Origin of the sequence: Sulfitobacter sp. R86518 (genome assembly GCF_042466275.1) — a bacterium.
In the GTDB taxonomy this organism is placed as follows: Bacteria; Pseudomonadota; Alphaproteobacteria; order Rhodobacterales; family Rhodobacteraceae; genus Sulfitobacter; species Sulfitobacter pontiacus.
The window spans coordinates 649,704-662,929 of the sequence record NZ_JAXHCA010000005.1 but is presented as its reverse complement, the minus strand read 5'-3'; the positions used below and the strand labels follow the sequence as shown (position 1 = coordinate 662,929).

At 59.6% G+C, this 13,226-nt stretch carries 15 protein-coding genes; all 15 read left to right on the top strand.

What is annotated here, in order from left to right:
- The first annotated feature begins 66 nt into the window (after positions 1 to 66).
- The 15 genes from SJY36_RS04050 to SJY36_RS03980 all read left to right on the top strand — a co-directional run bounded on the left by SJY36_RS04050 (position 67) and on the right by SJY36_RS03980 (position 13,216).
- Positions 67 to 1,116: a phage protease gene (locus tag SJY36_RS04050; protein WP_386173147.1), complete on the top strand. Its 1,050-nt coding sequence runs from the start codon at positions 67 to 69 to the stop codon at positions 1,114 to 1,116.
- A complete protein-coding gene (locus SJY36_RS04045; protein WP_386173145.1) occupies positions 1,116 to 1,553 on the top strand; it encodes a hypothetical protein in 438 nt (145 codons plus the stop codon). Before SJY36_RS04050 ends, SJY36_RS04045 begins: the two co-directional genes overlap by 1 nt.
- A gap of 12 nt (positions 1,554 to 1,565) precedes the next feature.
- On the top strand, positions 1,566 to 2,459 hold the full coding sequence (locus SJY36_RS04040; RefSeq protein WP_386173143.1) for a Mu-like prophage major head subunit gpT family protein: 894 nt from the start codon (positions 1,566 to 1,568) through the stop codon (positions 2,457 to 2,459).
- 12 nt (positions 2,460 to 2,471) lie between these two features.
- Complete coding sequence (locus SJY36_RS04035; RefSeq protein WP_386173141.1) at positions 2,472 to 3,017, top strand: hypothetical protein; 546 nt, start codon at positions 2,472 to 2,474, stop codon at positions 3,015 to 3,017.
- A gap of 79 nt (positions 3,018 to 3,096) precedes the next feature.
- Positions 3,097 to 3,525, top strand: a complete 429-nt coding sequence (locus SJY36_RS04030) for a gp436 family protein (RefSeq protein WP_386173139.1) — start codon at positions 3,097 to 3,099, stop codon at positions 3,523 to 3,525.
- Positions 3,525 to 3,953, top strand: a complete 429-nt coding sequence (locus SJY36_RS04025; RefSeq protein WP_074635326.1) for a hypothetical protein — start codon at positions 3,525 to 3,527, stop codon at positions 3,951 to 3,953. Before SJY36_RS04030 ends, SJY36_RS04025 begins: the two co-directional genes overlap by 1 nt.
- On the top strand, positions 3,953 to 4,099 hold the full coding sequence (locus SJY36_RS04020; protein WP_386173137.1) for a hypothetical protein: 147 nt from the start codon (positions 3,953 to 3,955) through the stop codon (positions 4,097 to 4,099). Before SJY36_RS04025 ends, SJY36_RS04020 begins: the two co-directional genes overlap by 1 nt.
- A complete protein-coding gene (locus SJY36_RS04015; RefSeq protein ID WP_386173135.1) occupies positions 4,100 to 5,032 on the top strand; it encodes a hypothetical protein in 933 nt (310 codons plus the stop codon).
- Between the two features lie 18 nt (positions 5,033 to 5,050).
- Positions 5,051 to 5,380, top strand: coding sequence for a hypothetical protein (locus SJY36_RS04010; RefSeq protein ID WP_386173133.1), 330 nt, complete (start codon positions 5,051 to 5,053; stop codon positions 5,378 to 5,380).
- Complete coding sequence (locus tag SJY36_RS04005) at positions 5,341 to 5,733, top strand: DUF1799 domain-containing protein (RefSeq protein ID WP_386176440.1); 393 nt, start codon at positions 5,341 to 5,343, stop codon at positions 5,731 to 5,733. The genes SJY36_RS04010 and SJY36_RS04005 overlap by 40 nt, the downstream gene beginning before the upstream one ends.
- Positions 5,730 to 8,558 (top strand): phage tail length tape measure family protein, encoded by a 2,829-nt coding sequence (locus SJY36_RS04000; protein WP_386173131.1) that lies wholly within the window; start codon positions 5,730 to 5,732, stop codon positions 8,556 to 8,558. Before SJY36_RS04005 ends, SJY36_RS04000 begins: the two co-directional genes overlap by 4 nt.
- Complete coding sequence (locus SJY36_RS03995) at positions 8,555 to 8,977, top strand: hypothetical protein (RefSeq protein WP_386173129.1); 423 nt, start codon at positions 8,555 to 8,557, stop codon at positions 8,975 to 8,977. Before SJY36_RS04000 ends, SJY36_RS03995 begins: the two co-directional genes overlap by 4 nt.
- On the top strand, positions 8,974 to 9,498 hold the full coding sequence (locus tag SJY36_RS03990) for a hypothetical protein (protein WP_386173127.1): 525 nt from the start codon (positions 8,974 to 8,976) through the stop codon (positions 9,496 to 9,498). Before SJY36_RS03995 ends, SJY36_RS03990 begins: the two co-directional genes overlap by 4 nt.
- Positions 9,495 to 9,911 carry a C40 family peptidase gene (locus tag SJY36_RS03985; RefSeq protein WP_386173125.1) on the top strand — a complete coding sequence of 139 codons (417 nt, stop codon included), beginning with the start codon at positions 9,495 to 9,497 and terminating at the stop codon, positions 9,909 to 9,911. Before SJY36_RS03990 ends, SJY36_RS03985 begins: the two co-directional genes overlap by 4 nt.
- Positions 9,908 to 13,216 carry a phage tail protein gene (locus tag SJY36_RS03980; RefSeq protein WP_386173123.1) on the top strand — a complete coding sequence of 1,103 codons (3,309 nt, stop codon included), beginning with the start codon at positions 9,908 to 9,910 and terminating at the stop codon, positions 13,214 to 13,216. Before SJY36_RS03985 ends, SJY36_RS03980 begins: the two co-directional genes overlap by 4 nt.
- Positions 13,217 to 13,226 lie beyond the last annotated feature (10 nt).

Genomic DNA, 13,226 nt, shown 5'->3' with positions numbered 1-13,226 from the left:
TGTTTTGCCGCGTCCTCCTGCGGCAATTATCGCTGCATGAACGTAGCCCCTCAATTCACAGCGCTTATGAGTGGCCAGGCTCTGCCCGATGTTGCAGTTCTTGGCGGTGCGCCCGAATGGATCCACCTGCTGCCGGCAGGCTTGATCCAGACTGGCGACAAGCGCGGTCCCTATCTCGCTGCGAACTTCGAGCAGATCATTTCCGAGAGCTTCCTCCACACCCCAAAACTGCCGATCGACATCAATCACTCAATCCACCTGCGCGCGCCCAAGGGGGAAGAAGCCCCGGCGTTCGGCTGGATTGTGGCGATGCAGGCCCGTGAAGACGGACTTTGGGGCAAGGCAGAGTGGACAACAGCTGGCGCGGAGCTGGTCACGTCACGGGCATACCGGGGCATCAGTCCCGTTATTCGTCACACGGCAGACAAGACGGTCACCTCGATCGAATGCGTCAGCCTGGTCAACAAACCCAACCTGCGCGGGCTGACTGCGCTTCATCAACAACAGGACACTCCCCCAATGGATTGGACGAAATTTCTGGCCGACATGCTCGGCCTGCCGGAGATGGCAACCGACGAGGAAATCAAGAAGGCGCTGAAAGGCAAGATGTCCGGTGGCGATGAAAAGCCTGCGCTACAATCCCAATTGTCGGAGATCGGCATAGCGCTCGGCCTCGGTGCGGACAGTGCCCCCGCCGATATTCTGGTGGCAGCTCAGAGCGCCGTGACTGACCAGACCGCGGACGAGACCATCGTCGCGCTGCAGGCCGAAATCACCACCTTGGCAACCTCGCTGAATGAGTTGCGCGACACCGGTGCCAAAACCGCCGCCACGGCCTTTGTCGATGGTGCAATCAAGGCAGGCCGCGTGGGCGTCAAGCCAATGCGCGATCGCTACATTTCCATGCACATGAAGGATGCTTCGGGGACCGAAGAGCTGATCGGCGCGATGCCCGTGCTCAGCGGCTCTGGCACCTCGATCATCGCACCTGCCGGCAAGGACGGCGAGCTCTCGCTGAACTCCGAGCAGCTGAGCATCGCCAAGATGCTGGGGCAGGATCCCAAAGACTATGCCGCCACGCTCGCTGAAGAGCAGGCCCAACTGGAGGACAACTGATGACCGCACTGACTGCAGGGCGCAATACGCCCCAGATCGCCGGTGATATCCGCAATGGTCTTCTAGCCGCTTCTGCGTCGGTTTTTGCAGGATCGCTTCTGATGCGCAACGCTGCTGGATTTGTGGTCAAAGGTGCGACCGCCACAGGCCTTGTGGGCATTGGCCGCGCAGAAGACGCTGGCGACAATTCCGCAGGCAGCAATGGTGACGCAGCCGTTCTTTACCGTCCCGGCGTCTTCCGCTTTGCGAACTCCGCTGGCGCTGACGAGATCACCGTCGCCGAAATCGGTGATGTGGTCTTCGCGGTTGATGATCAGACCGTCGCCAAAACCGATGCAACGGCATCGCGCTCTCCGGCCGGGTTCGTCGACAATGTCGATGCCCTGGGCGTCTGGGTGCGCTTTGACGAAGTCCTCACCAAAATCGCTACGGCGTAAGGAGACCATTCAATGCTCATCAACACTCCAAATCTTGAGGCCATCCGCGTCGGCTTCAATACCGCTTATAAGCGGGGTCTCGGACAGGCTGAGACGCAGTACACGCGGATCGCCACTGTGGTCCCCTCCTCGACGCGTGAAAGCCGCTACGGCTGGCTCGGCAAGATGCCCAACATGCGCGAATGGCTTGGTCCCCGTTTGATCCAAGGTCTCTCCGAGCATGACTACGCGATCAAGAACAAGGATTTCGAACTGACTATCGGCGTCGATCGCAACGACATCAAGGACGACAACCTCGGGATCTATGAGCCCATGTTCGTCGAGATGGGCGAAAGCACAGCTGCTCACCCTGATCTGCTGACCTTTGGTGCGTTGGCAGGCGGCTTTGCAACCGAATGCTATGACGGCCAGTATTTCTTCGACACGGACCACCCCGTGATCAACGAAGACGGCTCGATGGGCACGGTCGCAAATACTGATGGCGGTTCCGGCGCGCCGTGGTTCCTGCTCTCGACCAACCGGTCGCTGAAGCCGATGATCTTCCAGGATCGTGAAAAACCCATGTTCGTGGCCAAGGACAATCCCAAAGACCACAACGTCTTCATGAACAAGGAATTCGTGTACGGCACCGATGCCCGTTACAACGTGGGGTATGGTTTCTGGCAGATGGCATGGGGGTCAAAGCAGACCCTGAACGCCACACGCTACGCCGCCGCTCGCTCCGCTTTGCAGGGCATGAAGGGCGACCATGGGCGTCCCTTGGGCATCAAGCCAAACCTGCTGGTTGTACCGCCTTCGATGGAGCAGGCAGCGCTCGAGCTGCTGAATGCCGAACGCGACGCTGCCGGTGCCACCAACGTCTGGAAAGGCACTGCGGAGCTGCTCATCGTTCCGTGGCTGGCATAAGGGGCTGATCGAATGACACGTTCGAAAAAAACACCCACCAGCAAGGCCAGCGAGACCAAAGAAGCCGAAGCCGCAAAATCAGCGGCTCCGGTAGTCGAAAACGCCTCTGAAGCCTCGCAGCCCACGCCTGAAAACGGCGCGGGCGAGACCAAGTCGACTGAAGCTGCCAAGCCTCTATCCCTTGCGGCGGATCAAGCGTCTGAAGTCGCTCAGATGACCGAGGTGTCAAAAACCCATGATCAGGCCAAGTCGTCTGTGCCTGCCACTGATCTTGAAGGGCTTTCGGCAGCCCTGACCTCTGACACAAAAGCTCCCCCTGCGGCGGAGACCCGTGCTGAGGCGGTGGGATCTTTGGCGGCAGCGTTGCAGCCACGGGATGAGGAAGATCTGATCGTGGTCGTCATCGGCCCCAAAGGTGGTTTCTGGCGGGCGGGTCGGCACTTTACACCCGAACCGACACGCATCCTGGCGTCCGAGCTCAGCGTTGAAGAGGCTGCGATGCTGCGCAACGAGCCAAAGCTCGCGATCAGTCTGATGAAAGCTGACGCCGTCGAGTAAGGCGGCAACAGCTCAACCTTTGACCGGCGGCGGGTTTGTCGCCGCCGGTCTTCTCACATTCAATTCGGATGGCTTCCCCGTGCCCTATACATCCCTTGCAAAACTGACTGCGAAGTTTGGCGAACATATGCTGATCTCCCTGACAGACCGTGGCGATGTTGCGACTGACGCTATCGATACGGATGTGATTGACCAGGCGCTGGCCGATGCGGACGCAATGATCGATGGCTACGTCGGTGTCCGCTACGCGCTGCCTATGGAAACCACGCCGCCCCTGATCGGAAGCCTTGCGCTCGCGATCACGATCTACAACCTCCATGTCGCCAGCCCCGATCCCAAGATCGAAGAAGACTACAAGGCCGCCTTGCGCACCTTGCGGGATATTTCGGGCGGTGGCGTCCGCTTGCCAATCGCCGGGGCCGATGCGCCTGGTACGGGAAGCTCCGGCGCGCGGCTGACTGATCGAGAGCGTCCCCTTACGCAAGCCAGCATGAAGGGCTTCATCTGATGATCGAGAGCATCATCTCGCGTCTCTCATCGGAGGTCGCCATCCTCGAGCATCGGGTCGAAGGCGCTGGCAATTTCGCCGATCTGATGCAACGCAATGCGTTGCCCCAGCACACTCCGGCAGCGCATGTGCTGCCTCTGGGATTGATCGGCCGTCAGGCAGACGCTGGCGCCGGTGCCTTCACCCAAGGGATCGAAGAGGCCATCGCGGTTATCCTGACCATCCGCAATCACACGCCGGCGGGCCAAAAGGCCTTGGCGGAATTGCGCGATGTGATCTTCGCGATCGTCAACGCGATCGCCGGTTGGGCCCCGTCTGATGAGATCGGCGTGTTTCGCCTGACCCGTGGTTCCATTCTGAACGCCTCCAAGGGCACCGTCGTCTACCAGATCGACTTTGCCATCACAGACCAGCTGAGGATCCTCTGATGAAAAATCCAACCCTTCCGTCCCGTGGCGGCAGCTACACCCGCAGCAAGAATGGCAAGCTCATCCGCAAGGAGGGTCCGGTGGCTCAAGAGCCTCTCGAAGAGGCCGCAGCGCCTGCTGAAGAAACATCGGAAAAGGAGGCTTAAATGGCCCTTAAATGGAAATCCAAAATCCTTCTGGCGAAGCTGGAAACCACCTACAACATCGACGCGGAGCCGACAGCAGCTGCCGACGGCATCCTTGCCACTGATATCACGCTGACGCCAATGGAAGGCAGCGACGTAAGCCGCAATCTCGAAATCCCCACATTGGGTGGTCAGGGTTCAGTACCGATCGATGTTCATGCCAAACTGACCTTCAACGTGGAACTCGCCGGATCAGGTGTCGCCGGTACCCCACCCGCTTGGGGACCGTTGATGCGCGGCTGTGCCGTGGCCGAGACGATCACGGCCGACACGTCTGTCACCTACAACCCTGTCAGTGATGATCACGAAAGCCTGTCGGTCTATTTTCTGATCGAGGGCACCCAGTTCGTGCTGACCGGCGCGCGCGGTAACTGCACGATCGACTTCACGACCTCGGCCATTCCATATCTCAAGTTCGAGTACTGGGGGCTGTTCAACCAACCGACCGAAGAGACACGGGTGAACCCCACGCTGACGGCGTTCAAAAAGCCGCTTGCTGTGACCAAGGCCAACACGCCAACATTCACGCTGGCCGGTGTGTCGCTCGTGATGCGGTCCTTGATGCTCAATCTCGGAAATGCGGTTGAGCCACGGTTTCTGGTCGGGTCGGAAGGTATTCTGATCACCGACAAGGAAGAGAGCGTCGAGACGAAGGTGGAAGCGGTGCCGCTCGGTACGCTCAACCCGTTCACGATGGCGGCCAATCAGACAGACGTAGCAATCAACCTTGTGCACGGACTGACCCCTGGGAACATCGCAACCCTCGCGATCACGAAAGCGCAGATGCAGCGCCCTCAGGGCCTCGAGAATGCCCAGAACATCGTGGAGTGGCCGCTCCGCCTGGTGCCGATCCCAACGGTTGGCAACGACCAGTGGTCCCTCACCCTCACGTAATTCGAAAGGAACGCTGCAATGTTCAAGATCAATCAATCCCCGACATTCACCCGCGATGTGTCGATCCAGATCCCCGATGGTGAAGGCTTTACCGAAGCGGAGCTGAAAACCACCTTCCGCGCCATGCCGATTTCCGAAGCAGACGGGTTCGACCTCAGCACAGGTACCGGCACGCTCGGTTTTCTGAAGGCCGTCGTCGTGAGCTTCGACAATCTGGTCGATGACGACGACAATCATGTCCCGTCGACACCGGAACAGATCAGTCAGGAACTGGACAAGGCCTATGTCCGCCTCGGTCTGGTCAGCGGATATTTCAAGGGGCTGCACAAGGGCACGTTGGGAAACTGAAGGCCGCGGGGGCTGCATGGGCAAAAGGATCGCCCAATGAGACCCCGCGGCAAGATGATGCGAATTCGGATGCCGTACTGCTCGGGATCGATCTGGGGCAGTACCAGGACAACACCGGAACCGAAGAGCTTGAGCTGTGGCCTTGGCATCTTGAGGCACTCGAAGCGTTCTTCACCATCTGCTCGCAATGGCGGGTGGTTGCCGTCGGTGCCCGTATCATGCCCGTCGGTCTCGACTACACGGCAGCCCAGTCCGGGCTGCAGCTGGCAGGCCTCACCGTCGACGCGGACATGTGGGGCGACATCAGAACCATCGAGCAAGGTGCTTTGGCTGAAATTCGGAGAATGATGTGAGCGGCTTCAAGACCAGTCTTTATGTCGGAGGGGATGCGACCGGGGCGAAGAAAGCCCTGGCCGAGACCACCTCCGCATTGGGCGGGACCCAGAAGGCTACAGACAGTCTGAACAAAAGCACCGCCGCGCTGGATCAATCGACCAGATCCGCGGCGAACGAAAACAGCAACTTTGCGACCGGCGAGAAAGCGGTTCAGCAGGCCGTCACGAGATCCAACACCGCCGTCCAGCAACGCATCGAGCGCCTGACCGGCTACGGTGCCGCGAACAACAGTGCGCGCCAAAGTGCGGCAGCATTTGGCGGCACGCTCGATCAGAACAAAGCCAGCTTCGATGCGATGCGCATGTCGATCGATCCGGTCTATCGCGCTTCCATGCAGTACGAAGCCGTCGTCGATGAAACCCGTCGCTCAGTCGCGGCCGGCGCTGCAACACAAGCCGAAGCGAACCGTGTCCTCGCGCTGGCTGAAGCCCAGTATTTGGCAACCGGTCAAAGCGCCCAGATCATGGGACAGTCAAACAATGCGGCTGCTGGCCAGATGGGCAACCTGGTCGCGCAGTTCAACGACATTGGCGTGATGATGGCTGCCGGGCAGAACCCGCTGACCCTCGCGCTTCAGCAAGGTACTCAGATCAGCCAGGTCATCGGCCCTATGGGCGCGGCGGGTGCGGTGAAGGCACTTGGCGGTGCGTTTTTGGGGATGCTTAACCCGGTCAGCTTGATCACGATCGGGTCGATTGCCGCGGGTGCGGCCATGGTCGGATGGCTGACTGATGCAGGCCCTGAAGCTGAAAAGCTGGAAGATCGCGTCGACAAGCTGGCTAACTCCGTCGATCGCTACGCGAGCTCGGCAGAACTTGCACACAATTCGACGGGCGAGATGGCTGAAGGGTTTGGGAGCGCTTCGGCAGCCGCTCAATCCTACTTTGAAAACCAGCAAAAGATCGACCGGGCGAACGCCCTTGATAATCTTCGCGGCAGCGTGGTCGCCTTAGCTGGCGAAATGCAAATTCTGACTGAGAGGCAGAAAGCCAACCTCAACAGCGATCTCTTTGGTAATCAATTCCCTGAAATCGAGCGCCTTCGCTCGGAGTACCAGCTGACAAAAGAGGAAGCATTTGCGCTTGATGACGCCGTCTCCAAACTCGGAAACGCGAGCGGTCCACAGGATGCGATCAACGCGGCAACTGCGCTAAGCAGCTTGCTATTCGAGCTATATGGCAATGCAGACGACATCCCCGCACAGTTCTTGGCGATTGCCGACCAGGTAAGAGCCTTGGTGGAAGAAAGCGGCAAACTCGTCGCCGTTGAGGACCAACTGCAATCAGGTCGGCGCGCGATTGAACCAGCGTTTGAACGCCAGATCGCTTGGAACGAAAAAATTCTTCAGCAGAAGAGAGACGAACTGGAGCTTCAAGGCAGAATTTATGGCGCGTATGCCAACTCCCGACAGGCTTCCGATACTGCCGCCTCACAAGGTAAGGTGCTTCTTGATCAGCTGACACAGCAAGCCGAAATGCAAGCTCTGGTGGCCCGCCATGGACAGAACAGCCGTCAGGTGGCCGAGGCACGGATCGCTGCAGAGCGAGAGGTGTTTGAACGGACACGGCTGACTGCGGATATGTCCCAGTCCCTGAAAGATGAGATCATGGCTGCCTGGGATGCGGCCCACGCTCTCTCGCTTGTCGATATCGCCGCAGGCATTTCCCCGGCGGTGGCACAGGCTGCAGCCCTTGCCCAAAACCTCGGCATTGCGTTGAACGAGGCGCTGTCGCTGCAAAACATGCAGGCCGGTGTTGTCTACAGTGGGCGCGGCGACGGGATGGCTGAGGTACGCGCCCGCCGAGGTGAGACCGACAAGACCGACGGCCGCTTCGTTTATACCGGTCCCCGCCTGGACGCGAACAACAACCCCATTGTCAATAAGACGCGCTCCGGAGGCGGTGGCGGCAGTGCAGCCAATGCTCTCAAGAAAGAGCGCGAAGCCGTCACGGATCTGATCAGCGGTCTGGAAGACGAGCTGGCGATTTTGCGCGAGACCGACCCGGTTCAGCAAGAGATGCTGCGCCACCGAGAAAAGCTTGCTGGGGCAACTGAAGCCGAGCGTGCCAAGATCAGCGAACTGATCGCGACCCGCAACCGCGAAAAGACCGCCGTCGATGAGCAGAAGGCAGCGTGGGACAGCTATCGCGACGTCGCCTATGGCACCTTTGAGGATCTGCGTCGCAGCGGTGGCGATCTTGGCGGCGTACTGGACACGCTATCGGGCAAGATCCAGGACATGGCGTTTCAGGCGCTCTTGTTGGGAGAAGGCCCGTTGGCTCAACTCTTCGGGACGTCAGGCGGGGGCGGCCTGATTGATCTGGCCCTCGGTGCCATTTTCCCCAGTCAAAAGCCAGCAGGTCAAAAGCTTGCCGTCGGCGGTATGGTCTATGGTCGCGGCGGCGGAAAGTCGGATCAGGTGCCGCTCTGGGGGTCCCCCGGCGAATACATGGTCAATGCCAAAGCGACGGCGAAAAACCGGACACTGTTGGAGTTGATCAATGCCGGGGCTGACATTCCCGGATTTGCAAACGGCGGGCAGATTGGCGGCACATCCGGTGGGTTCGGTGGCATCGACATGCGCCCGCAGATCACCATCGAGAACCACTCAAGCGCCCCGATCACGCAAACCCGTCAGGAGAGTGTAGACAGTCAAGGGCGACGCAGCACCAAGCTTGTCCTGGCAGACGCAGTCGGTGACGCAATGACCCAGTCCGGCGGCGGTGCCAAGCGGGTGCTGAGCAACCGGTTCGGTCTGCGGCAAAAAGGGGCGCTGAGATGAGCGTTCCGACATGGCCAATCGACCTGCCCAGACCCCAGCGGGAAGACCTTCAGGTCCAGATCAACGATCCCCGTCTGCGCAAGCCGACCGAGACAGGTCCCCCAGGCTATCGTCGGCGCTGGTCCAGTGTCGCGCGCACAGTCACGTTGTCGATCGACGTGCCGCGCAGCCTCAAAGCCGTCTTCGACGGGTTCTATGAGTACGAGACGAAGTTCGGCAGCTTGCCCTTCTGGATGCCCGATCCCATGACCGATGGCTGGCCATTGCTTGACGCGTCTGGCAGCCCTTTGCTGACCGACGACGGCTCCCCAATCCTGCTGTCGGCCCAATGGCTCTGCCTCTTCGGAGAAGAGACGCCGGTGCAAAGCATCCGGGGCATCCGGTTCGTCATAGCTTTTTCCGTGACGGTGATGCCATGAGACGGGTGTCCCTGAACGCGCGCACGGCCTTTGATGCTCCCTCCACGGCCGAGATCGAGATTGCGCTGATCATGATCGAGCATCCCGAGCTTGACGCACCTGTCCGCCTTTCGACGGATCCAAGCGAGCGGCTGTCGGTCGAGCCGTTGATGTATGGGACGCGCTCCACCTGGATGGACAGTGACCCAGCCAATGAGCCCTTTCTGTTCATTCTCGCGTCGACGGATATTCCAAGCGACCTCGAAGACGCACCGGCGGCCGCCAACATTGTGGTTGAGAATGTGGACAGCGACATCGCAGCGCTGCTTCGTTCTTTTACGGACCGTCCGACCGTCCATATGGCCGTTGTCCTGGCAGGGTCTCCGGATCTCGTTGAGGTGGAGTTTCGCGGGATGGTGATGGTCTCGGCTGATGGCAACGCGGGTTCGGTCAGCCTTCAGGTGAGCCGTGCGCCGGTCGAGGAAGAAAGCGTTCCCATGGATCGCTTCACCAAAGACCGCTTTCCGGGACTGTTTCGATGAGCTGGTCAAACACATATGTCGGCATTCCCTACCAAGACCTCGGCCGGTCTGTCACCGGATGCGATTGCTGGGGGCTGGCCAAGGTCGTCTATCAGGCGGAACTTGGTCTGACTCTGCCCGACTATCGGGATGGATACGTCAGCGCCGAGGAGCAGGCCGAGGTCGCTTCGCTGATCGGCAAAGAGACCGCAACCTCGATCTGGTCACTCGTTGAAGAGCCGGTGGCGTTCGACATTCTGCTGTTCCGGCACGGCCGACTTGAAAGCCACGTGGGGATCTACGTGCGGCCCGGTGTGATGCTTCACATGGCAACCGAAGATCAGGCCAAGCATGAGGACTACCTCTCGCCCCGCTGGCACCGTCGTCTCGCAGGAATATTCCGGTTTGCAGCCGGTTTGAAGGAGGCTTCATGAGCGGTTCAAACGTCTCTGTGATGGCAGCTCCGCTCTTCGATCCCGGTATTGCGCGGGTATCGTTCGACGTGCCACCTGGTCTGACCATCCACGAGATTGTCACGCGGGCTTTGCCGCATGCTCGTCCGGCATCCGGATTGTTGCGCGTCATCCTGGTCAACGATCGCGGGGCATCCGTTGCGGAGGAGAAATACTGGTCGCAGATGAGGCCAACGGCGGGCACGCATGTGGTGATCCGTGCCATTCCAGGCAAGAACGCTCTGCGATCTGTCCTTTTGGCGGTCGTCTCGGTTGCTGCTCTGGCCTTTGCCCCCGCTATTGCAGGCTTTCTTGGTGTCACAAGCAAGATCGGGATTGCACTTGTCGGTGCCGGTCTAAGTATCGTGGGGCAGCTGCTGGTCAACGCCCTCATTCCGGTCCAAACGCCGGATGCACTCGAGAAACGAAATGTCTACCGGATTGAAGGATGGCGCAACGAGCTGCGCCCTGGTTCCCCCATTCCCTTCGCTGTGGGCAAGCATCGCTATGCGCCGCCGTTTGCGGCTCAGACCTACACCGAAGTGGTTGGGGATGATCAGTACGTCCGCGCGCTGTTCTGCTTTGGATATGGTCCGTTGCGGATCTCCGACCTGCGGATCGGCGACACGTCGATCGAAGATTTTGAGGACATCGATGTCGAGATCCGGGAAGGCCGCGAAGGCGACGGCCCGCTGACACTTTATCCGGAGCAGGTCCTTCAGGAAAACGACGGGGCCGAGCTTGTCAGGCCCTTGCCTCGCGGTGTGGATGGTGCAGTCGTGCCAGGCCCCAGCATAGAGACCCCGGTCATTCGCTTCACCTCGACCAATGCCGCGCGGGCCTCGGTCATTCTCGGCTTCCCAGGCGGGCTTTTTTCAATCGACGATAAAGGGCGTTTGAACGGCTACAACGTCTCGGTTCGGATCAGGGCGCGGCTGAACGGTATCGGTGTCTGGACGGATGTCGTGACACTGAACGTGAACGCGGCAAAGCAGGAGAGCTTTCTGCGCCAGCACAGCTGGACTTTGCCGACACGTGGTCGCTGGCAGATTGAAGTGACCCGTCTTTCTGAGGACAACCTCAGCACGCAGGTATCTGACAAGGTCGTGCTGTCTGCCGTCCAGTCGGTCCGACCCGAATATCCGATCAACCTTGATAAGCCGGTTGCCTTCGCTGCGATCCGCGTGCGCGCAACCTATCAGCTGAGCGGACCTCTCAATGCGTTCAACGCGCTGATCGAACGGGAAGCCCAGGTTCGTATCGATGGTGAGTGGGAACTGGGGTACGGAAGAACACCGGCGACAGCCTATCTGGTTGCGCTCACGGGCCCACAGAACCCATATCCGGCATCGACCACTGAAATCGATATGGATCAGATAGCCGATTGGCACGACTGGTGTGTCTCAAAGGGACTGAAATACGATCGTGTTCATGACACGCAGGAAGCCTTGGGCGAGATGCTCAATGCGATCTGTGCTGCTGGCCGCGCGACGCCCCGCCATGATGGCATCAAATGGGGTGTCGTGATCGACCGGCCAGAGACATTGGTCATCGACCACATCAACCCGCGCAATAGCGACCAGTTCGAATGGTCCCGATCCTACTTCGATGCACCCGATGGCATGCGGATCACGTTCTTAGATGAGACAAACGACTATGTGCAAGCCGAGCGGATTGTGCCTTGGCCTGGTCACGAAGGCCCGGTCAATCTGACAGAAGCGATTGAGCTGCCCGGCAAGACGGATCCGGATGAAATCTGGATTGAAGCGCGCCGCCGGATGTACGAGCTGCAGTATCGCGCAGACAGTTTCTCTGCGATGCAGTCCGGCCGTGCCCGCGTCGTTACGCGCGGAGATCTGGTAATGGGCAGCTTCGACGTGCTCAGTCGGACACTGGTGGCGGCGCGTGTCACCTCAGTCTCCGGCAATCTGGTAGAGATCGATGAGGAGGTCGTTGCAGGAGAAAGCTTTGGGGTTCGGTTCTGGACGTTTGCTGATCCGGAAGACGTCATCGGGGCCTCGGTCGTAAGGTCGATCACTAGTTCATCCGAGCTTTCCCGTGCTTTGTTGCTGACAGGTACCGGACCACTGCCAAGTGTTGGTGAGGCCATCCACATTGGCCCGATTTCGACGGAAAGTCTCGCGTTGCGGGTGAGAGGCATAGAGGCCGCAGAAGACTTCCAGGCGCGCGTCCTGATGGTCGCCGCAGCGCCAGAAATTGATACTCTGACAGATGCGGAAGAGCCACCCACATGGGATGGCCGTGTGGGCGCTGAGGTTGATTTGGCAGCTGCGGTTCCGGCGGTCCCGGTATTTGTCTCGATCTCCAGTGGCGTTGCTGGGACGGGGGATCCGGATGGCCTCGAAGTTATCCTGCGTCCCGGAACCGGCTCTACGGCAGGCGTCACGGAATTTGAGCTTGATCATCGCCTTCAGGGAGCATCGACTTGGGTGACGGTGACAATCCCTGCCGCTGCTGCGGGCGCATCCTTGGACGTCTATTCAGCCACCGATCAGGTTGAGCTTCGAGCGCGGGCCTTGGCCTCGACCACGCCGGGAGATTACACCGACGTCGCATCGATCACCGTCGGGGCAGAAGACCCCGCTATTCCAGAAGCTTTGGGAAGTGACGCCGTCATGGTGATGGGCTTGCTGGGCTATGCAGCGATCACAATCGCTGTTCCTGCAGCCGACGCGCCCTCTCAGATCCAGATCTACCGTGTCCCGGCGGGCAACCCCCTTGACCGCGACACACATGCGATTGGGTTGCCACTCCTTGTTGCTGCGGGCTCTACCGTCTCCTATACCGATGGCGACGGTACCCGGTTCAATCTGATTTCAAATGGTACCTTTGCGAACATCACGGATTGGACGGAAGGTGATGGCTGGGCCATCGCAGGTGGACGCGCAGAACATACGCCAGGCGACACTGGCCTCTTGTCTCAGGCTCTCATTCTGGAGGCAGGCACGACCTATCGCGTAGCGTTCACGTTGTCGGACTATGTGGCTGGCAGCGTCACAGCAAGCCTCATTGGTGGAACCACCGTCAGTGGTTCGGCTGTCACAGCTGATGGGTTGGCTTTGGACCGATTTGCAGCGGTCACTGGGAATACTGAATTTGCTCTCGACGCGACCTCCGCGTTCGACGGCAAAGTCGATGAACTAGTAGTTTTCCGCGAAACTGAAACCTGTGTCGATGCCGGTTCGTGGGACTACTATTTTGAACCTCAAAACAGCGAGAACATAGCGGGCCCGACTTCGGGGCCGTTTGTTGTCGTGATTTTCTAGGAGATAGAAA

Coding starts and splice junctions, on each gene's coding strand:
- SJY36_RS04050 (WP_386173147.1), top strand. CDS start 67: ATGAGTGGCCAGGCTCTGCCCGATGTTGCAGTTCTTGGCGGTGCGCCC.
- SJY36_RS04045 (WP_386173145.1), top strand. CDS start 1,116: ATGACCGCACTGACTGCAGGGCGCAATACGCCCCAGATCGCCGGTGAT.
- SJY36_RS04040 (WP_386173143.1), top strand. CDS start 1,566: ATGCTCATCAACACTCCAAATCTTGAGGCCATCCGCGTCGGCTTCAAT.
- SJY36_RS04035 (WP_386173141.1), top strand. CDS start 2,472: ATGACACGTTCGAAAAAAACACCCACCAGCAAGGCCAGCGAGACCAAA.
- SJY36_RS04025 (WP_074635326.1), top strand. CDS start 3,525: ATGATCGAGAGCATCATCTCGCGTCTCTCATCGGAGGTCGCCATCCTC.
- SJY36_RS04020 (WP_386173137.1), top strand. CDS start 3,953: ATGAAAAATCCAACCCTTCCGTCCCGTGGCGGCAGCTACACCCGCAGC.
- SJY36_RS04015 (WP_386173135.1), top strand. CDS start 4,100: ATGGCCCTTAAATGGAAATCCAAAATCCTTCTGGCGAAGCTGGAAACC.
- SJY36_RS04010 (WP_386173133.1), top strand. CDS start 5,051: ATGTTCAAGATCAATCAATCCCCGACATTCACCCGCGATGTGTCGATC.
- SJY36_RS03995 (WP_386173129.1), top strand. CDS start 8,555: ATGAGCGTTCCGACATGGCCAATCGACCTGCCCAGACCCCAGCGGGAA.
- SJY36_RS03990 (WP_386173127.1), top strand. CDS start 8,974: ATGAGACGGGTGTCCCTGAACGCGCGCACGGCCTTTGATGCTCCCTCC.
- SJY36_RS03985 (WP_386173125.1), top strand. CDS start 9,495: ATGAGCTGGTCAAACACATATGTCGGCATTCCCTACCAAGACCTCGGC.
- SJY36_RS03980 (WP_386173123.1), top strand. CDS start 9,908: ATGAGCGGTTCAAACGTCTCTGTGATGGCAGCTCCGCTCTTCGATCCC.